The following is a 19878-nucleotide window of genomic DNA, read 5'->3' on the forward strand; positions in this document are numbered from 1 at the left end:
GAAGCGTCGACGGCTGGTGGAGATCAACGAGAAGCGGCCTGAGCTCCGGACCCGGTCAGAGCCGGGGAGGCCCAAGGGCGATCCGGCCGCGCATCTGCGACAGGTCGCCACGGAAACCGTGCAGGTTCTCGACCCACCAGGTCAGGCCGGCGTCTGCGTACGTCTTCACCCGGTCGCGGTCGGCGGGCCCACCGTCGCCGTCGCTGTACCCGCCGATGGCGAAGTCGAAATGCGCGTCGCTCGTTCGCCGATCGGAGACGAAGGAGGCCATTTCTCGGTACTGGTCGACGGGGATCATGGTGGGGGTCCAGGCGCGCCGGCGTTCGAGAGAGAGCCGGCCGGGCAGCACGCCGTCCCACCGGGCGGCCCGACGGAACGGCGGGCGGTTCGGCCAGTAGCCGCCCACCCAGATGGGGATGCGGGGCTCCTGCACGGGCCGGGGCAGGAAGGTGCAGTCCCGGACCTGGAAGTGGCGACCCGCGTAGCTGAACGGTTTCCCCGACCACAACCCCTCGATGACGTCCAAAGCCTCGTCGAGTTTCTCGGCGCGAACGCGTTCGTCCCCGTCCTCGCCAAAGTCCTCGAACTCCGAATCGGCCGGATAACCGAGCCCGACACCGAGGATGAGTCGTCCCTGCGACAGGTGGTCGAGGGTGACGGTCTCCCGGGCGACCTTCCACGGCCGTCGTCGCGCCAGAGGTGTCACCATGGGCCCGAGCCGTATGCGGGTGGTCGACGCGGCAATCGCGGCGAGGCTGATCCAGGGATCCACGATAGGGCCGTCGAAACCGCGCATGAAAGCGAGATGGTCCCACAGGAAAAAGCCGTCCCAGCCGGCGTCCTCGGCTTCTTTGGCGAGTGTTGCCAGGAATCGCGGATCACCGTAGTCACCGTGCGGAGGAACAGAAACCGCGTACTTCAGCGGACGGTTCAATCGGCTTTCCGGCATACGGTTCCCCGATCATCGTCGTGCATCCTGGATGCGAAGCGTGCGCCTTGAGGCGAACCCGTTGTGGAAGTCGCAATGCGGCCAACCCTAGCTCCGGTATCGATGCCGGTCAACGCCAATGCCAATACCGAGGGCGCAAGATGGGATTCCCACACTTGAAACTTTGGTTTATCGCAAAGGCGGAAATCGCTTCGTCCGGCCATTGGAGATCGGCAGTTCCGGGGGAGCGCGACGACTAGGCAATTCATTCAGCTCGCGCTACCCTTGGCCCCCGACGGGGCTGACGACTGCCGAGCAATGGCGGGCCCCTGTCCGGAAGCGTGTCGTCCCGTCCGGCATGCCATCGCGACGTGTACGCGACCCTGGGAGGAATCGTGAACGTCGATCAGGAGCTTCTCGAAATCCTGTGCTGTCCGGCGGACCGCGGTGACCTCAGCTACTCAGCGGAGAGCGAGGAACTGCGCTGCGACCGCTGTGGGCTGGGCTTCCCGGTCCGTGATGGCATCCCGGCGCTGCTCCTGGAGTGATCCGACCCCGCTGGCGATCCGGGCGACATCGGTCGCCTGACCGCCCGTTGGCGGAGGGCCGGGCGCGCGACGGCGCGCTAGCCAGCAGACGTCGGCAGTGGATGCTGGTCGAGCTGCTTGACCGCGTCGACGATGTCGGGAAAAGCGTCAATGAAGGCATCGACGTAGCGGGAATCGAAGTCCGCCGGTCTCCGTACCCCGCTCTGCAGGCAGCCGACGAAGTGCATGCCGGCGCCGCCGGCGGCTAGTGCGTCACCCGGTGAATCCCCGACGTAAACGCACTGGTCCGGTGGAATGACGGTCGCTGCCAGCAGTTCGTCGAAGGCGCGCGGATCCGGCTTGCGAAAACGCGTGTTGCCGGCGTGGTAGATGCCACTGACCCGCTCGGCCAGGACATGATCCGGCTCCAGCATGTGCCGAACCTCGTCCTCGGTCCGCGACGTCAACAGGAAGACCGACCGGCCGGCCATCACGAATTCGTCCAACGCACGCAGGTTCTCCGGGGGAATCAGATCCAGACGACCGTCGGCGAGGTACCCCTCCAGCGCGCTCTGATAGAGCGCCGAGAACTGGGCCAGGTCCAAACCGGGTGAGCGTCGGGGCATGGCGTCCAGGAGCGGCTCGCCCCAGGTGGACAGATGCACCTCCCGTTGCATGGGGGGCCGGCCCATCTCCGCCAGGACTTCATTCTCCAATGCGAACGAGGCGGCCTGAGTGAGGCACAGGGTGTCGTCGACGTCCACAATCACAGCGCGAATCACGAGCCCAGCCTAACGGCCCCGGCGGTTGCCCACACTGATCGAGAAGCGGAGTTTCACGGTCCGTCTGCCGCGTCAGGACGGGGGCTCCGGCGGCAGCTACCCGCAGACGCGATGCCGCTGTGCCGGAGGAGCGTCACGTCGATGAGGTACGTGCCAGACCGGCGAGTCTCTCGATGACCTGGTGCGGCGCATCTCACCTCGTGGCCGACCCGCCCTCCTTCGCCCTGATCCGAGCGCGGCCCTCCAGGGCGGTCCGGAGGCATGCGTCGATCCGGGATTGAAGATCACGTGATTCGCCCGGACCGGCCGGAACTTTTGCCATGAGAACAAAAAGGTAACGATGTATCGACGGAAGTGCTGGTCGTCGCGACGATGGTCGGATGCGTCGTCTCATCGCTTCACTTGTCCGGCTGCTCGCCGGCCTCTTGGCTCTGCTGTTCGTGGCGGTCCTGCTCCTCGTGCCGGCGCGGCCGGCGGCGGCGCACGGGACGCTGGCGATGTCCGTCCCTGCGGCGGGCGCCACGGCGTCGAAGCCGTTGACAGAGGTGCGGCTCTACTTCACCGAGAAGGTCGCCTCCAACGCCCACTTCACCATCACCGTTCCCGGCGGTGGACGGGTCGATGGCGGCTGGAGTCACGGCGAGCCCCAACCGCTGCCCAAACCGGTCACCGAGTACGTGCTCGTCAACGGGTTGTTCCAGCCACGCGAGTACGCCACCGGGTTCCCGGCCGTGGTGACGGTCGCGCACCTGCCGGCGGTGGGGGAGTACACCGCCACGTACCTGTCGGTCGCCTCCGACGGCGAACCGGTGCGCGGCACGCTGACCTTCCGGTACACGGGCCCGGTGACGGCGGCCCCCAGCGGCTGGCGTCCGCCGACCGACCAACCCGACCCGGCACTGCTGGCGGCGGTGGCGCAGCACGAGAGCTCCGGGCACGGATCGGGGGCGGCGACCTCCTCGGCACCCGCCCCGGTCGCCGCCCCGCCGTCGCCCGCCGCTACCGCCACTTCGACCGACGAGGGTGCTGCCGTCCCGATCGGCTGGCTGGGCGCCGGGGTGGCGGTGGTCGCGGTCATCGTCGGTCTGGTGCTGTGGCGACGCCTGCTGAACCGGCCGGGTGGAACGCCTGCGCGTCAGCGGGTAGGGACAAGGCAACGGCGGCCCGGCGGCAGCCCCGCCGGCGGTGCGCGTACGCCCGCTCGCGGTCGCACCGACCGGCGGGTCCGGTCCTCGCCGAAGGGCCGGAACCTGCCGCCCGTCGCGGTGCCCGTGGACGGCTCACCGCAGCACCCCGCTGCTGTGCTGCCCGACCTCGGGGCGAGCAGCACGCGGTTCGCGCTGCTCGTCGGCGCGCTGGTGGTGAGCCTGCTGGCCGGGTTCGGGCTGGGACGCATCGACACCGGCGTGGAGACCGCCGGCACCGCACGGCCGGCCGCCGTCACCGCACCCGCCGTGACCGGCACGGCCGAGGCGGCCGGGGACGGGCATCGACACGCGGCCGGCGCGGGAGCGCACACCCACCCGGGCGACGGCGGCACGGACCGCACGCAGGCGACCGGCACCACGGTCAGCGCGGGCGGGTACACCCTGCGGCCCGAGCGGCGCTCCCAGTCCGCCGGCCGGACCGAGGACTACCGCTTCCGCGTCGTGGGCACCGACGGGCGGCCGGTGACACGCTTCGCCGTCGTCCACGACAAGCCCCTGCACCTCGTGGTGGTGGGCCGCGACCTCACCGGCTACCAGCACCTGCATCCCAGCATGGCGCCCGACGGCACCTGGAGCGTGCCGCTGACGCTTCCCCGCGCCGGCACCTACCGCGTCTACGCGGACTTCTCCCTCCTCGGCCCGGGCGGCGCCGCGACACCGCTGGTGCTCGGCGTCGACCACCACGTCCCGGGCACGTACGCCCCGGCCACCCCGCCGCCACCGCGACCGCAGGCGACGGCCGGCCCGTTCACGGTGACCTTGGCCGGCACCCCAAAGGTCGGCACCACCGTGCCGATGGCGTTCGTCGTCGGCCGCGCCGCCAGTACCGGTCCGGTGGCGGTGCAGCGCTACCTCGGCGCGTACGGGCACCTGGTCGTCATCCGGGAGGGCGACCTCGGCTACGTGCACGTCCATCCCGAACCGGAACTGGTCAACGGCGCGATCTCGTTCTGGCTCACCGCGCCCGGCGCGGGCCGCTACGCCGCGTTCCTCGACTTCCAGGTCGACGGCACGGTCCACACCGCCGGGTACACGATCGACGTGGACTGAAGCCTCATGTCCGGCGCGCCGGCGGTCAACGACAGCAAGACCGTCGAGCTGGCCCCAGATCGCGGCGATCCTCGACGACCCGGTTCGACAGCGATGGTCGCGCACACCGGTGGGACCAGGCTCGACGCGCTTGTCGAATCCCGGCATTGCCGATCCAGCCTGGTGCGCTGTGTGGCGACGTCACCGGGATAATTGCCCGGCGCGGGACTGTAGGACGGACGGTGCAACTCCTGATCAAGGAGCAGCACCCGGTCGCGCAGGCCCGCGGCGGACAAGCCGGTCGGGGGGCCCCGGCCACCTGACGGCGGCCGGGGCCCCGGTTCAACAGACGTACATGGTCTTCTGGCCCACGGACGCCGCTTCGTCGGTCAGCGGTACGGTCAGATACTCCGTGCCGCTGGTCAGCAACTGGTTCTGATAGCCGGGGCTGCCGATGATGTTTTCGTAGGTGCCGGTCTGCATCCGGCAGTCCTGGTGGGCGTACATCGCGCCGACCATGCTGCCCTCCGCCCTGTTCTCGGTCGCGGGGATCATCAGCAGCCGGGTGCTCAGCGGAGAATTCTCCCCACCGGTGAAGAAGTCCCAGGCGCCGCCCTCCTCGGAGGTGTAGAACGGATATTCGTCGCACTGGTCTTCGGGCCGCGTCGTCGGGCAGGAGGTCTGGCCGTACGGTGCGTTCATGAACCAGCTACGGGAGAGCACCTTGAACTTCTCCGTCGTGCCGTTGACGTAGCGTAGCTGCACCCAGGGCGGGTTGGCGTCGATCGCGGCGTCGTCGTTGCGGGCGGCTCCGCGGGCGTCGAAGGCGGTGGGAAACAAGATCGGTTTGGACAGGCAGGGGTTGCCGACGATCCCGCCGCGCCGGGTCAGGTCGAGGCAGCGTTCGGCGGCGAGTTCCGCCTGGTGGTCGGTGACGATCCACCTGCCCTTGGTGTCGGTCGGCGCGCGCTTCGCCGAATAGTCGAGGATGCGTTTCTTGATCGCCGCCACGTCCTCCGCCCGCGGGCGCCGGGCGTCCGCGAACGCCGCGGTGAGCAGGTCGGCGAAGCCCTGCTGGCCGCGGGCGGTCGGGTGGAAGGTGCCGGTGCCCGGCGTCTTCTCCCCGCTGCCGTCGGTGGACGTCGAGGTGACCGCGTTCAGCCACCGGTAGCCGTCGTCGCCACCGCACGCCCACTTCTTCTGCCCGCTGTTGCCGACGCTGATCGCCGCCGTGGTGTGGACGTAGCGGATGTCCACCCCCTCGGCGCGCAGGTCGCCGACGACCCGCGCGATGGCGATGGAGATGCGACCGGCCATCGCGTTGAGGAACAGCCGGGCCTGCGAGCCGATGTTGTAGCAGGCGTTGTTGCCTTCCTCGTTGGCGAACATCTGTGGGTAGCCCACGACGAAGATCTGGGCGTTCGGGGCGGCGGTGTGGATCGCCCGGTAGGTGGCCTTCAGCTTTGCCGGCAGCCAGTCCCGAATGACCTTCGTTTGGTAGTCGCGCAGGGGTTCGGGGTCGACGACGCCGTTCGACCGGGTCAGCCGGTAGTTCGGCCCCGAGCAGTCGTTCAGCGTGGCGATGCACCCGGTGAGCACGTCGGAGAACCGGGCGTCGTTGCCGCCGATCGAGATCGACACGTGCGTGGTCTCCGGGTCCAGCCAGCCCTGCTCCACCTGGGTCAGCTCGCCCCAGCGGTCGACCGCCTGTCCCCAGTCGGTGTGTCCCGCCGTGTCGGAGGCGGCCGGCGGAACGTTGACCGCGTCGCGGGTGACGGCCGTGGTGGTCGCGCCCGAACAGGCGAGGAAGCCGAAGCTGCCCCAGCTGTACTTCGTCGACATCTGTTCGATTGTGTAGTGGTCGTTCGGGAAGTCCCGGACGGAGTCGCGGCCGGGATCATGCACCAGACGGGGGTACGCGCCGGCCGTCGACCGGTGGCAGGCGTCGACGCTGGAGCCCTTCGTGCCGTTGGTCCGCTTGAGGTCGCTGTTGCGGTCGTACGGCGCCACGCCCTCGCCCGACGAGTAGGAGTCGCCCAGCGCGACGTACCGGGGCATGCCGCCGACCTCCTCGGGCACGCCGGGCGGCGACGGGCTGGGCCAGCTGAACGCCACCGCGTCGAAGATGATGCTGTCGTCGCCGGTGCCGTCCTTGGCCACCGTGGTCAGCGAGACCGAGGGCTGGCCCCGGAAGTTGAAGGTGCCCAGGTCGACCCACTTGTTCTGCTGCCAGGTCTGGTTGATCACCCGGTACCGGGTTTCGCCGTTGCCCAGATCGATTGTGTACTTCGCCTGTTGCGTCCAGGCGCCGAACTCGGGCACGAACACCTGGACCCGCCGCCAGCCGGTGCCGGTCTCGTTCAGCCGCCAGGTGCCGGTGACCTTGAGGTTTCCGCCCTGGGCCGCCTGGGTCCGGGTGCTGGCCCGCCAGTAGTGGCCGCCGTAACCGCCGCCGACCTGGTGGAAATCGATCTTCGACGGGTAGGTGCCGTTGGCCACCCCCGTGAAGGAGAGCTGGAACGTACCCTGGTTCTGCAGCTGTCTGCCGCACGACCGCGGCGAGGGCGAGCCGAGCGGAACGTTGTCGACCACCTTGGCGCCGGCGGCGAGGTCGCCGCCGCTGTCCTGGCAGTGCGGCGGGTAGCTGATGCCGTCGCTCTCGCAGGCCGTCTGGCCGGCCGTCGTGCACCACGGGTAGCCCGGGTCGAACCGGATCTGCTCGTGGCCGCAGGTGTCGCAGACGACTCCCGGCGGCGCCTTCCACCCGACCGCGGAGTGGGCCCAGCACCTTAGGTCGTACAGGCCAGCGGTGTTCTTGTGCAGACACGGACCGGGCTTCTCGCTGCTGACGTCCGGATCGTTCGGCTGCACGGAGGCGTACGGATCGCATTGGTTGGTGGTGTCGCAGAAGGTCTTCAGCGGGGGCTTGACCTTGGGCTTGTCCTCGCTCAGGTTCCACCAGGCGTAGTTGAAGCCGGGCCGCTCGACGCCCGGCGACTCGGTCGCGGAGATCGGATTGCCGGCCCAGCCGAGCACCTTCTCCGGGTACGGCCAGTTCTGCGGCGTGCGAGCGTCGTCGTACGTGGTCATGAACGGGTGCCGGAGCGGGTCGTACCTGGGGTTGATCGGATTGTTGAGCCACCCGACGCCCCACGGGTCGGTTTCGTTCTTCTTCGGGTAGAAGCCCGAGTTGTACGCCCACACCGCGTAGAACCAGTTCTCGAGCGCGGACGGATCGGCGTTGTGCACCCGCAGCCCCGCCGCGTACGTCTGGTTCCACTTCTCCTGCAAGATCTTCAACCCGTACGCGATGTTCGCAGCGAAGTCGAGCGCGACCGCCCGCTGGGTCTGGAACGGCAGCGAGACCTCGACCTTGTTGCCGTTGGCGTCGGTCTTCTCGTGGCCCGCCAGGCGCATGCCGTCGGTCGCCTGGGTGAGCCCGTAGCCGCAGTCGGCCTTCGTCCAGTCGATGTCCCAGTCGTCCAGCGAGGTGGCGTTGTAGATGTCGCGCCCGTAGTAGTTGCCCATCAACGGGTTCGCCGGCACACCGGGCAGCGCGAACTTCGACGCCTGCCACATGTTGGATTCCTGCGTGATGATGCCCAGCATGATCTGCGCCGGCACCCGGCCACCGTTCGCCAGCGGTGGCGCCGGGAACAGCGTCTGCGGCTCGTACGCCGGCATGCCGTAGCCCTTCCAGTTTGCCGGGCGTGAGGCCGCGTCATTGAGCCGGCCGAAGACCGCCTGGTCGACCGCCCACTCCACATTGCGCGGCTTCGGCTGCACGGTCTGGTTCGCCAGGTCGTTGCGCGGCACCGAGCAGTAGCGGTCCGCCTCGACCGGTTCGGTCGAGGCGTCGGCCGCGATCCGGGAGCGGGGCGCGGTGGCCGTGGCCGCGGCGCCGAGCGTCGGATGGGTGGCTCGGCCGGCGATCGCCTCGGGTCCGACCACCTCGGGGCTCACCTCGAAGGTGAGCGACGTGCCGGTCCTGGTCACCGTCGCTGTGACGGCGACGTTGCGGGCCACGCTCGGGTCGCCGCCCTGGGTTCGCGGGTCGCCCGCGCCGGCCGCCTTGACCTGGGTGAGCGCCAGGTCGCCGCGGGTGGACAGCTCACTGTCGCGGGGGACGGCGATCCGGCGCACGGCGGCGGGCAGCGCGGACACGTGCGCCGGCCGGCCGGTGATGAAGGTCCGGCCGCCGTCGCCGCGGGCCAGGCCGACATCGGCCGCGCGGCCGCGCGCGAGCTCCCGCACGGACCGGCCGACGGCCCGCTTCACCCGGGTCTGCTGGCCGTCGGAGTCCATGAAGATGACGCCGCCGGCGGCGTCGGGCGCCAGCCGGAACGGCACCCCGGTCGCCGCGACGGACCGGGTCACCCTGCCGGTCCTCGCCACCGAGACCAGCCCGCCGGCAGCCGCCGCGACGATGCCGTCCTTGACCGGGACGGGGGAGCTCAACTCGGTGTTCAGCAGGATCGGCTTGGACAGCGTGCGCGCCGCCGCGTCCACGGTGAACAGCCGGCTCCGCGGCGCGGTGGACTTCGGGTCCTCGCGGTTCTCGCCGCCGAGCTGGGAGAGCACCGCCTGCTCGCCCGCGCCACAACCGGGGTTGAAGTAGGCGAGCGACGACTGCACCGGCAGCTTGGTGACCTGGCGCGTCTTCAGGTCGACGACCGCGGTGAACCCGCCGCGGTCGAACAGCTCCGCCTTGTTGGTGAAGGTGCGGGGTGCGTACACCACGACCAGCCGGCGACCCGAGCCGGTCACGCAGGCGTTGCCGATCCACAGGTCGACGTCGAAGCCCGGCTCGGCGAGGCTGGCCGCGGTCTCCCAGGTGTAGCCGGTGGCCGCCGTGGCGGTGAGAATGTGGAAGCCGTTGGCGTCGCCGGAGGTCGTCCAGATCCGGTCCGCGGAGCCGCGCCACCCCTTCGGCAGAACCCGGTCCCGGTCGCCGGGCGCGACGCGATCGGCCTGCCCGGCCGCCGCCGGGGCCGCCGCTGCCGCCGGCGCGGATGGCGGGGCCGCCGCCGGTTCGGCCCGGGCCACTGCCGACAGTGCCGGGCCGGAAAGCAGCGCAACGGCGGCCACGGCGGCCACCACCGCCTTGCCGGCCGTCAATAACGTTCCTGTCTTCACGGGTCTCCCTCCATTACGAGCGCAGTGCGCAGTGAAAACAATGGAGGGCCATGTTCTGGCCGCACGCCGACGGCGGACCACACCTTTAACCCGAGCGCGAAAGGTGTGCCCGGCGAGTCTCGGGTGCGTCACTTGTGGCGTGGAAAATCCACTGCCGTAACTCGCAGCTAGTCGGGACGCAATGACCCCGGCTGCCCTCACCGCTCGTTTAAGCCTTGGCTGAAACCTCTTGCCGCTGCCATATGCCAGTACCGAGGATCGCCACGTGCCGACCGGTGAAGGCACTTTTCTTTTCCCCACCTGGAACGTTTGCGCACCTGCGAATGGCATTCCACGTACTACGAAAGGGAGTCAGTTCATGCACGACACGACCCGCCGCTGGATCGGCCTCGTGGCCGCTGCCATCACCGCGACCACCGGGCTGGTGGCGACCACCACCGCACCGGCCCAGGCCATCACGTTCTACGAGGGGCACTCGCCCGAGGAGTACTTCACCGGCAACAACGGGATCAGGTACCGGTGCACCGACGACGCACTGACGGCCCGGGAGGCGTACCTGCCGGGCGGCGGGCCACTGATCGCGGAGTTGCGCTACAGCCCGCGCTGCCGCACGGCGTGGGCCCGCGGCAAAGCGAACTACGACGTCCGGGTCGACGGCTTCTACGCCAACGGGCAGTACCGCACACACGCCGACGCGGGCCGCAATCCCGGTGCGCCCTCCACCGCCGTGCACTGGACCGTGATGCTCGACGACGCCGGCCTGCTGGCCAGAGCCTGCACCGCCTGGGGCGACAACAACGAGTACGAGGAGTACTGCACCAGCCGGTACTGAGATCCACCGGACAACAGCGGCGGCCCGCACACCGACCACCGGGTGCGGGCCGCGTCGGTTGCCACGGTGGCGTGGGCGACCCCGGTCAGACCGACGAACATGGCGAGCGTCCGCCGGCCGTGCCAGGTGGCGTAGCCGCCAGCCATCCCGGCCGCACAGTTGCGGGGGGCAGCATGCGCGGACCGGCACCGCCCGGCGACGGAGGTCGCGCCCCGGTGACCGGCGGGGGCGGAGCCTACGCCGCGGGACCCGCGGCGACGTCGATCGGCGCGCGTCGACGCGGGGTGTCGTCGAGCATCGCCGCGCCGAGTGGGGTGATCGTGTGCAGCACCGCCTTACCGATGCGGGTGGTTTTGATCAGCCGGGCGTCGCGCAGCACGGCGGTGTGCTGGCTGATCGACGCCGCGCTCACTCCGACGCGTCCGGCCAGCTCCGAGGTGGTCTGACCATCGCCGATGGCCTCCAGCACGTCCGCGCGGGTCGGCCCGATGAGGGCGGCGAGGGCGCTCGGCCCGGAGGGCCGCGCCGCGTCCAGGTGCCGGGTCAGGTCGTGTTCGACCGGATACACCAGCACCGGCGTGAGGTTCGGGTCCCGCAGCGTGTCGGGAGTCTTCCAGGACAGGTAGGACGGCACCAGCAGCAGCCCGCGGCCGTCGAGGTGGATCGACTGGGTGGACGGCACATCGACCACGAGCGCCGGCGGCTCCCAGCGCATCATCGGCCGGAAGCTCTTCAGCAACCCCTCACCACCGTGCTCCAGCAGCACCCGCGCCCGCCGCGCCCGGTCGGCGTCCACGTGCGCCCGTGCCTCCGCCCAGAACGGGGCGACCGCGACCGCGAACTGTGACCGCATCGCCCCGGCCAGGCGGCCGAGCACCTCGCCGTCGCCGTCGGCGAGGCCCCGCATCCAGGACGGCAGTGGCCCACCGAGGCGGGCGAGCTGCTCCATTTCGGCGCGGAGCCGGGCCGTCGGGGTGCGCAGCAGGGCCTCGATCGCGTGCGGCAGACCGAGCCCGCCCTCGGCCGGGGTGAGGAAATCCGGATAGTAGGCACCGTTCACCAGGGGCCGGAGCATTTCCAGATCGGCGGGTCGCATGGCGGGCACGGCCCGCCGGCGCCAGCGCCCGAAGACCGCCGCCGGCCCCGGGCGGTCGAGGCGGAACACGCTGAAGACCGTCTCCCACATCGGATCGGGTGCCGCGGCCACGCGGACCCGCCCGAGATCCTCCGCCGTGAAGTAGATGCGCAACGAGGCTCCCGATGACGCATGTGAATGCCGTGAGCTCGCGGCAGTCTAGCCTTGGCATATCGGAGCGCACCACCCTCGTGCGCAGGGTGCGACACGAGCTTCGTTACCTTCGAGGCGATTGTGTCGGTCCCGTGCCACGAAACGTTACCTCGGGCGCGTCTCCGGTTCGTCGGCGTTGCCGCACGGCGGTCACCGCCACCGGCGTCAGCCGACGAACGCGGAGCGACGCGGGTCGGCCAGCACGGCCGCGATCTCCTGGCGCAGGTCGCCCAGTATCCCGCTGAGCACCCCACCCGGGCACTCCGTCGGCCCCCAGTCCTGATGCCCCGCGATCGCGGGCACGCCGCGGCGGAGGCCGCTTATCGGATTGACGTAGGTCACGCTGGCCAGCGGGTCGACGTGGCACCAACCGGTCAGGGCGGCGAGCAGCAGGGTGAGGCTGCGCCGCGCCGCCGCCGTCGGTTCGCGCGCCACGAAGGTCCCGAGCAGGACGACACCCACGTTCCCCGCGTTGTAACCGCCCACGTGCGAGCCGTTCACCATCCAACCGGCCGGGTCGAAACCGGGCAGCACGTCCCCGCCGGAACGCCGGCCCTCGTAGACCCGGCCTGCCTCGTCGATGAGGAAGTGGTAGCCGAAGTCGCCGTAGCCGAGGTCGACCGCCTGGTAGCGGTAGATGGCGCGCATCCGGGCGGCCGGATCGGGATCGTCGTTGCCGGTGGCGGTGTGGTGAACGGTGAACGTCTGCACCGGCCAGAACGTGGGTGGGTACTTCTCCACGCCGGCGGCGTCGAACCGCAGGGACTCGTCGGCGCCCCAGGCGGCACGGCTCAGGAAGGGCAGCCCCGCCAGCCGGGTGCGCTCGGACACCTCGGCGGACGCGGACCGCAGTGCCGGACCGTCGGTGCCGTTGAGGACGACCGCCCGGCTGCCGGTCGGCAGGTCGAGGTCGACGGCCGGAGCGTTGGGTACGGTGACGAACGCCAGTTGCCCGGTCGCGGGCGCGGCGTCGCCCGCGCCGGCCGGGCAGCCGCCGGGTGCCAGGGCCCACCGGCTCCACGCCCCCGACCGGTCGGCGGAGCGCCACCGTGCCGGGGCCGCGCCGGCCGGCGACCGCAGGGCGACGACCTGGGCGTCGAATCCGGGCCGTACGGTCCCGCTGCGCAGCGGCCCTGTCGCCAACGTCCGTGGAGCCGGGGGGCGGTCGGGCGTCGGGGTGCCAGCCCGTGCGGATCGTGGCGTGGCCAGGACGGTTGCCGCCCCGACACCGGCGCCGAGCGCGCCGAGGAGGGTTCGCCGGTCGAGGCCACCGACTGCTGGCGTCTCGACGTCAGGACGATCGGTATGCACGATTCCTTCCCTTCGCCCGCAGTGCACGTGCGTACGACAGGCATCGTGAATTCCGTCGACGCGCCGCGGCAATTCTTTTCAGCGCAGCCTTCAAGGATCGGGCCAGCGCCGCCCGAATTGGTGCCTGGGGTACGCGCAGGCTGCGTGGCGGACGGCGTCGTCGGGCTGCTCACCTACATCCTCTACGGCCTCACCAAGACCTCCGCCTGCTCGAATCCCGGCGAGATCGGCGCGCCGGTCCTCGCCGGCGACCAGACCCAGGGCATCGCCGTGGTCAGCTCCAACAACTGCACCATCGGCGGGTCGACGTATCTCCAACCGGTAACAGGGCGTTGGCCGCGTACGGCCTCGCACTCATCACGTCCTGACCACTCGACCTGACGTAGCTCCGGTGGGCGGGCCCGCTCTGCGCCGACGGCGGCGGGGCCGTCCAGCACGAGGGCCGGTCGTCCGGGAGAGGCGGCCCGGCGAGTGGTCACCGGCGCGGGGCCGGCCCGCTGGACTGCCGGATGGTCAGGTGCGTGGGCAGCAGCACGGTCTGACGGGACGCCGTTTCCCCCAGGTGCTCAAGGTGGTCCAGCAGCATCGACACCGCCACCCGGCCGGCCTGTTCGATCGGCGCGGTGAGGGTGGTCAGCGGAGGGCTGCAGAAGTCGGCGCCGAAGATGTCGTCGCAGCCCACCACGCTGATCTCGCCGGGCACGTCGACGCCGCGTTCGGCCAGCCGCCGCAGGATGCCGATCGCCAGCAGGTCGTTGAAGGTGACGCCGGCGGTGGCGCCGGTGTTCAGCAGCGCGTCCGCGGCGACCGACCCGGAGCTGCGGGACACGCCGAACGGTCCGACGCGGGCCGCCGTGAGGCCGTGTCGGGCCATCGCGGTCCGCATCGCCCGCCACCGGGCCTCGTTGGCCCAGGAGGACGGCGGTCCGGCGACGTACGCGATCGCCAGGTGGCCCAGCGAGACCAGGTGCTCGACGGCCTGCATCACCCCGTCCGGGCTGTCGATGACGACGCTGCGCACCCGGGGGACGTTGCGGTTGACGGTGACGACCGGCAGCTCGGCGGCGATGACGGAGAGGGTCTGCTCGGGCAGCCGGGAGGCGGCGAGGATCACCCCGTCGACCGACCGGCGCACCTTGTGCAGCAGATGGTTCTCCAGCTCGGCCGAGTCCTCGGTGTCGATCAGCAGCAGGGCGTGGCCGGCGGCGCGCAGTTGTTGCTGCGCGCCGCGGATCAGTCCGAAGTAGAACGGATTCGTCGCGTCCGAGACGAGCAGGGCGACCGTTTCGGTACGCCCCGACGACAGCGCCCGCGCCTGGGTGTTGGGTACGTAGTTCAGCTCGCGGGCGGCGGCCTGGATGCGTTCCCGGGTGACCCGGTTGACCCGGTCGGGCCGGCTCAGCGCCCGGGACACGGTGGAGGCGGCGACGCCGGTGAGGGCAGCGATGTCGTTGATGGTCACGCGGCCCTCCCGGCGTACCGCCGCACGGGGAGAGGACCCGTCTTCGGGGTTCATGCACATCAGCAGAGCATCGATGGCAATTAATGGCAACCGATTGCCACTCGGTTTCCATGGTTGTTACGGTCCCTCGCACGGTTTATCGAACCGGGGGAATTCCCGGGCGTCTGGCTATGTGTCTTCCACACCACTCCTCTCCGGACAGCCACCACCCAAGGAGCAGAGATGAACGCCACCCGTGCACTTCTCGCGGCGGCCCTGGCCGTCACGGTCGCCATACCCGTCACCGCCTGCGACTCCAGTAGCTCCGCCGAGAACGGCAGGACGCTCAACGTGCTCATCGGAGCGAACTCGATCTATCCCACGGAGCAGAAGCAGTGGTTCGCCGACGTCTCGGCGAAGTTCCAGCAGCAGGTCGGGGCGAAGGTCACGTTCGAGACCTTCGCCAGCCCCACCGACGAACTCACCAAGATCCAGACATCGATGCTCTCCGGGCAGGGGCCGGACATCTATGCCCTCGGCACCACCTTCACCCCGACGGCATACTCCACCGGCGCCTTCGTCGACCTCACCGCCGACCAGTGGACGAAGATCGGCGGCCGGGACCGGTTCCTGCCGGCCACCCTCGGAATCTCCGGCCCGGACGCCACGCACGAGGTCGGCATTCCCTTCACCAGCCGCCCGTTCGTCATGGCGTACAACAAGGAACTGCTGGCCGCGGCGGGCATCGACAAGCCGGCCACCACCTGGGACGGCCTGCGGCAACAGGCCAGACAGCTGACCGGGGCCGGCAGGTACGGCCTGGCTGTGGCCTACGGCGACGGCTTCGACCCGTGGAAGTTCATCTGGGCGATGAGCATCCAGGCCGGCAACCCGCTGGTCTCCGACGGCAAGGCGCGGCTGACCGATCCGGTCACGGTCAAGGCCTACCAGACGTACCTCGGCTGGCTCGCCACCGACAAGGTCGTCGACCCGGCGGCGACCGGCTGGAAGAACGCCCAGGCCATCGCCGCGTTCGGTGCCGGCAAGGCCGCCTTCCTGCCGATGGTCTCGGCGACCTCGAAGGTCACGCTGGACAAGTCCGCGGTCGCCGGGAAGTACGGCTACGCCGTCATGCCGACCGTTCCGCCGGGCGCCACCAGCCTGCCGTCGGGCGGCGTCGGCGCCACCAGCATCCTCTCCGGTGACAACCTGGTGATCGCCAAGTACAGCAAGAACCAGAACCTGGCGCTGCGCCTGGTGAACATGCTGACCACCGCCGAGTCGCAGGAGGCCTACTACCGGACCTTCGGCGAGTTGCCGACGAACGCGGAGCTGGCAAACCGGCTGGTCGCCGACCCGGCGCTCGCGGCCATCGTGGACTCCGCGTCGAAGGCGCACGGCACCCCGTTCCACGGTGGGTGGAGCAAGGTGCAGCTCGCGCTGGTCAACGTGGTCGTCCAGTCGGTGCCGAACCTCGCCGCCGGCAAGGTCGACGACACGTCCGTCAACGCCCTGCTCACCCAGGCCCAGTCCGAGGCGCAGGCCGCGCTGGACAAGGCGAAGTAGATGACGGTCACCGACCCAGCTACGGCAGACGCTCCGGGCACCGGCGACGCGCGCCGGGCCGGGATGGCCCGCCCGTCCCCGCCGCGCCGCCGTCGCGCCGCGACCGCCGGCGGTGCCGCGGTGTGGCTGCTCGCGCCCGGCGGCCTGCTCACCCTGACCGTCATCGTCGTGCCGTTCGTCGTCGCGCTGGTGATGTCGCTGCTCGACCTCGACCAGTACACCTTCCGGCAGTGGCTGTCGGCGCCGTTCGTCGGCGCCGGCAACTACGTCGAGGCGGTGGGCCGCACCAGCCTGCCGCACGCCATCTGGGTCAGCGGGTCCGCGGCGGTGGTCGCGACGCTGCTCGCGTTGCCGCTGGGGGTCGCCGCCGCGCTGACCACCCACCTACCGTTCCGCGGGCGGTCGCTGATCCGATCCCTCTACCTCATCCCGTACGTGCTGCCCGCCTTCGTCGTCGGCACCATCTGGCGGATCATCCTGCAACCCGACGGGGTCGCCAACCAGGGCCTCGCGACCCTGGGCATCGCCGGCGGCCTGTGGCTGAACGGGCCGAAGAGCTACCTTGCGCTGATCGTCGTGCAGGCCTGGTCGGGCTGGCCGCTGGTCTACCTGCTCGTCCTGGCCGGCCTGCAGGGCATCGACGACAGCCTGCACGAGGCCGCCGCGCTCGACGGCGCGCAGTGGGGGGAGAAGCTGCGCCACGTCATCCTCCCGCTGCTGCGCCCCCCGGTCGCGCTCGCCGCGATCATCTCGCTGCTGCACATGGTGAACAGCTTCACCCTGCCGTTCGTGCTGTTCGGCGTCCCGAGCCCGCACGACGTGGAGGTGCTGCCGGTGCTGACGTACGTGGAGAGCTTCCAGAACCTGCGGTTCGGGCTGAGCGCGGCAATGGCCGTGATCTCGCTGGCGCTGATCCTGGTCCCGCTGCTGGTCTATCTGCGCACCGTCAGACTCGACGCGCCGGAGGCCGGCGCATGAACTCCGTGCTTCGCCTGCTGCCGCGACCACTGCAGATCGGCCTGACGGTGTTCCTGCTGACCATCGTCGGCGCGCCGGTCGGCTACGTCTTCCTCGCCTCGGTCAACACCGACCTGGCCGTGGCCGCGGGTGAGTTCTGGCCGGAGCGGGTCAGCGTCGGCAACTACGTCCGGATCTGGTCGACCGTTCCACTCGGCCGGGGGCTCGCGAACAGCCTGCTCGTCGCCGGCACGGTGGCGGTGACCTGCGCGGCGGTCGCGGTCTTCTCGGCGTACGTCCTGGTCCGGCACCGGTTCCGAGGCCGGCGCACCGTGCTGCGCGCGCTGCTGGGCATGCAGTCGATCCCCGGCACGCTGCTCCTCCTGCCGGTCTTCGTGCTCTTCGCGACGATCGGCAGCAGCCTCGGCGTGCCGACGATCGGCACCCGGTGGTGGTCGTCACCTACCTCACGTTCGGGCTGCCGTTCTCCACCTGGATCATGGTGACCTACCTGCGTGAGCTGCCCGGCGAGCTGATCGAGGCCGCCCGCGTGGACGGTGCCGGGAGCTGGCAGATCCTGCTGCGTGTCGTCATCCCGCTGAGCTGGCCGGGCCTGGTCGTCGCGGCGATCTTCGCCTTCCTGCTCGGCTGGAACGACGTGCTGTTCGCCTCGGTCATGACCGACGTGGACACCCGCACCGCGGCGGTCGTGCTGCAGGTCTTCGGCGCGGCGCAGGAGGGCGGGGCGATCCCGCCGTACGGGCAGATGATGGCCGCCGCCCTCGTCTGTGCGGCCCCGGTGGTCGCCCTCTACCTCGCCTTCCAGCGGTACATCGTCGGTGGGCTGACCGCGGGAGGTGTGAAGTGACGGCGTGGACGCTGTCCGGCTTCGGCGACGAGATCGATTCCGACCCGGCGGTGCAGCTCGCGGTGCTCAGTGCCCTCGGTGCCCGGCACATCGAGGTGCGCAGCGCGTGGGGCACCAACGTGGTGGAGCTTGGCGACGCCCAACTGGACGCCCTGGCGGAAGCGGTCGACGCGCGTGACATGGCGGTTTCGGCGGTCGCGTCGCCCGTCGGGAAGGTCGACGTGACCACCGAGGACGGCGGTGAGCTCGACCGGCTGCGCGCCGCCGTGGCGGCCGCGCACCGGCTGGGCAGCCGGTACGTGCGGATCTTCTCGTTCTACCGCCCGGCCGGGGTCGCCCCCGCCGAGATCCGCGCGGCGGTGCTGGCGCGGATGCGGGCCTTCGCGGCCCTCGCCGAGGACTCCGGCGTCGTGCTGCTGCACGAGAACGAGAAGGGCATCTACGGCGATGTGCCGCGGCGGGTCGCCGACCTCGTCGAGTCGGTCGACTCGCCCGCGCTGCGCGTCGCCTGGGACAACGCGAACTTCGTGCAGGTCGGGGTGCGTCCCTACGACGACGGATACGCGCTGCTGCGCCCGCACCTGGAGTATCTGCAGGTCAAGGACGCGATCGCGGCCACCGCCGAGGTCGTGCCCGCCGGCCACGGCGACGGCCAGCTGCTGCGGACGCTGACCGCGCTGCGCGACGACGGCTATGCCGGCTTCGCCTCCCTCGAACCGCACCTCGCCAGCCAGCACGAACTCGGCGGATTCTCCGGCCCCGCCGAGTTCGGCCGGGCGGCGCGCGCGTTCGTGAACCTCACCGCCTCGATAGGAGTGCATCTTCGATGACCGTCCTCAACGTCGTGATCACGGGCAGCGGGGTCATCGCCCGCACCCACGCCGGGGCGATCCTGCGGCACCCCGGACTGCGCCTCACCGCGCTCGCCGACCCGGACCCGCAGGCCAACGACCGGCTCGCCGGGTGGATCGGCGAGCAGGGCGGCCCGCCGCCCGCCCGGTACGCCTCGCTGGGCGAGGCCCTCGCGGCCGGCGCGGCGGACCTGGTGGTGGTCTGCACGCCCAGCGGTACGCACGCCGACCTCGCCGAGGAGGCCCTCGCGGCCGGCGTGCACGTGCTCGTCGAGAAGCCCCTCGATGCCTCCCTGCCGGCGGCCCGCCGCATCGCCCGGGTCGCCACGGACGCCGAGGCGGCCGGTCAGGTCTGCGCGGTGGTCTGCCAGCACCGGTTCGACCCGGCGAGCGTCGCGGTCGCCGCCCGGGTGCGCGCCGGCGACCTGGGGCGGCTCACCTCGGCGGTGGCCAGCGTGCCGTGGTGGCGGGGCCAGCGGTACTACGACTCGGCGGGCTGGCGCGGCACCCGGGAACAGGACGGCGGCGGCGCCGCCATGAACCAGGGCGTGCACACCGTGGACCTGCTGCTGTGGCTGTTCGGCCGGCCCGAGGAGGTGTTCGCCTACACCGGCGTCCTCGCCCACGAGCGGATCGAGGTGGAGGACGTCGCCGTGGCGGCGATCCGGTTCGCCGACGGAGCGCTCGCCGTGCTGCACGCCACCACGGCGGCGTACCCGGGCCTGGGCGTGCGATTGCAGGTGCACGGCTCGCAGGGGTCCGCGGTGATCCACGACGACCAGCTGGAATACCTGCACACCGCTGACGGCCCGGACCCGTCCGCGTACGCCGACGGGCCCGACCGGTCCGGCGACGCCGTGCCACCGTCGCAGCTGCGGGGGGCGACCAAGCCCGACGACGCCTTCGTGACCGGGCACCTGCGGCAGTACCACGACACGGTCGAGGCGATCCTCGGCGGCCGGCGACCGGGGGTCACGGCGGTCGATGCGCTGCTCGACGTCGCCGTGGTCAAGGCGGTCTACCTCTCGGCGCACCTGCGTCGGCCGGTGTCGGTGCCGGCCGTGCTGGCCGGCGACTTCGACGACGTGCTCGCCGCCGTCGAGGGCTCCGCGGCCACGGTGTCGTCCGTCCTGCGGGCGGGGGTGGCGCGATGA

16 protein-coding genes are annotated in these 19878 nt (G+C 70.9%); 10 read left to right on the plus strand and 6 right to left on the minus strand.

Features of this window, described 5'->3' with window-relative positions; genetic code table 11:
- Positions 1 to 55: 55 nt before the first annotated feature.
- Entirely contained in the window at positions 56 to 949 is an 894-nt protein-coding gene (locus VKK44_RS08890; RefSeq protein WP_343446367.1) for an LLM class flavin-dependent oxidoreductase, read from the minus strand.
- A 374-nt stretch (positions 950 to 1323) separates the two neighbouring features.
- Between VKK44_RS08890 and VKK44_RS08895 the strand changes: the two genes are divergently transcribed.
- Positions 1324 to 1476, plus strand: coding sequence for a Trm112 family protein (locus VKK44_RS08895; RefSeq protein ID WP_343446369.1), 153 nt, complete (start codon positions 1324 to 1326; stop codon positions 1474 to 1476).
- 77 nt (positions 1477 to 1553) lie between these two features.
- On the opposite strand, the gene VKK44_RS08900 is transcribed toward VKK44_RS08895, so the two are convergent.
- Positions 1554 to 2237 carry an HAD family hydrolase gene (locus VKK44_RS08900; protein WP_343446370.1) on the minus strand — a complete coding sequence of 228 codons (684 nt, stop codon included), beginning with the start codon at positions 2235 to 2237 and terminating at the stop codon, positions 1554 to 1556.
- Positions 2238 to 2617: 380 nt separating this feature from the next.
- On the opposite strand from VKK44_RS08900, the gene VKK44_RS08905 reads away from it, so the two are divergent.
- Entirely contained in the window at positions 2618 to 4495 is a 1878-nt protein-coding gene (locus VKK44_RS08905) for a copper resistance CopC family protein (protein WP_343446371.1), read from the plus strand.
- Positions 4496 to 4816: 321 nt separating this feature from the next.
- On the opposite strand, the gene VKK44_RS08910 is transcribed toward VKK44_RS08905, so the two are convergent.
- Complete coding sequence (locus tag VKK44_RS08910; protein WP_343446372.1) at positions 4817 to 9742, minus strand: golvesin C-terminal-like domain-containing protein; 4926 nt, start codon at positions 9740 to 9742, stop codon at positions 4817 to 4819.
- Positions 9743 to 9968: 226 nt separating this feature from the next.
- Between VKK44_RS08910 and VKK44_RS08915 the strand changes: the two genes are divergently transcribed.
- On the plus strand, positions 9969 to 10442 hold the full coding sequence (locus tag VKK44_RS08915) for a DUF2690 domain-containing protein (protein WP_343446373.1): 474 nt from the start codon (positions 9969 to 9971) through the stop codon (positions 10440 to 10442).
- Between the two features lie 235 nt (positions 10443 to 10677).
- Here VKK44_RS08915 and VKK44_RS08920 read toward each other — a convergent pair whose 3' ends face one another.
- Entirely contained in the window at positions 10678 to 11691 is a 1014-nt protein-coding gene (locus tag VKK44_RS08920) for an ArsR/SmtB family transcription factor (RefSeq protein ID WP_343446374.1), read from the minus strand.
- A gap of 204 nt (positions 11692 to 11895) precedes the next feature.
- On the minus strand, positions 11896 to 12873 hold the full coding sequence (locus VKK44_RS08925) for an N-acetylmuramoyl-L-alanine amidase (protein ID WP_343446375.1): 978 nt from the start codon (positions 12871 to 12873) through the stop codon (positions 11896 to 11898).
- 312 nt (positions 12874 to 13185) lie between these two features.
- Between VKK44_RS08925 and VKK44_RS08930 the strand changes: the two genes are divergently transcribed.
- Complete coding sequence (locus VKK44_RS08930; protein ID WP_343446376.1) at positions 13186 to 13422, plus strand: chymotrypsin family serine protease; 237 nt, start codon at positions 13186 to 13188, stop codon at positions 13420 to 13422.
- Positions 13423 to 13516: 94 nt separating this feature from the next.
- Here VKK44_RS08930 and VKK44_RS08935 read toward each other — a convergent pair whose 3' ends face one another.
- Positions 13517 to 14503, minus strand: a complete 987-nt coding sequence (locus VKK44_RS08935; RefSeq protein ID WP_343446377.1) for a LacI family DNA-binding transcriptional regulator — start codon at positions 14501 to 14503, stop codon at positions 13517 to 13519.
- A 222-nt stretch (positions 14504 to 14725) separates the two neighbouring features.
- Between VKK44_RS08935 and VKK44_RS08940 the strand changes: the two genes are divergently transcribed.
- Genes VKK44_RS08940 through VKK44_RS08965 form a run of 6 tightly spaced genes read left to right on the plus strand, consistent with a single transcriptional unit; the run spans position 14726 to position 19878 of the window.
- On the plus strand, positions 14726 to 16048 hold the full coding sequence (locus VKK44_RS08940) for an ABC transporter substrate-binding protein (RefSeq protein WP_343446378.1): 1323 nt from the start codon (positions 14726 to 14728) through the stop codon (positions 16046 to 16048).
- A complete protein-coding gene (locus VKK44_RS08945) occupies positions 16049 to 17026 on the plus strand; it encodes a carbohydrate ABC transporter permease (protein WP_343446379.1) in 978 nt (325 codons plus the stop codon).
- Positions 17023 to 17511 (plus strand): ABC transporter permease family protein, encoded by a 489-nt coding sequence (locus VKK44_RS08950; protein ID WP_343446380.1) that lies wholly within the window; start codon positions 17023 to 17025, stop codon positions 17509 to 17511. Before VKK44_RS08945 ends, VKK44_RS08950 begins: the two co-directional genes overlap by 4 nt.
- Entirely contained in the window at positions 17454 to 17873 is a 420-nt protein-coding gene (locus VKK44_RS08955) for a carbohydrate ABC transporter permease (protein WP_343446381.1), read from the plus strand. Before VKK44_RS08950 ends, VKK44_RS08955 begins: the two co-directional genes overlap by 58 nt.
- A complete protein-coding gene (locus VKK44_RS08960) occupies positions 17870 to 18703 on the plus strand; it encodes a sugar phosphate isomerase/epimerase family protein (protein WP_343446382.1) in 834 nt (277 codons plus the stop codon). The genes VKK44_RS08955 and VKK44_RS08960 overlap by 4 nt, the downstream gene beginning before the upstream one ends.
- Positions 18700 to 19878: a Gfo/Idh/MocA family protein gene (locus VKK44_RS08965; protein ID WP_343446383.1), complete on the plus strand. Its 1179-nt coding sequence runs from the start codon at positions 18700 to 18702 to the stop codon at positions 19876 to 19878. The genes VKK44_RS08960 and VKK44_RS08965 overlap by 4 nt, the downstream gene beginning before the upstream one ends.

Origin of the sequence: Micromonospora sp. DSM 45708, assembly GCF_039566955.1 — a bacterium.
In the GTDB taxonomy this organism is placed as follows: Bacteria; Actinomycetota; Actinomycetes; order Mycobacteriales; family Micromonosporaceae; genus Micromonospora.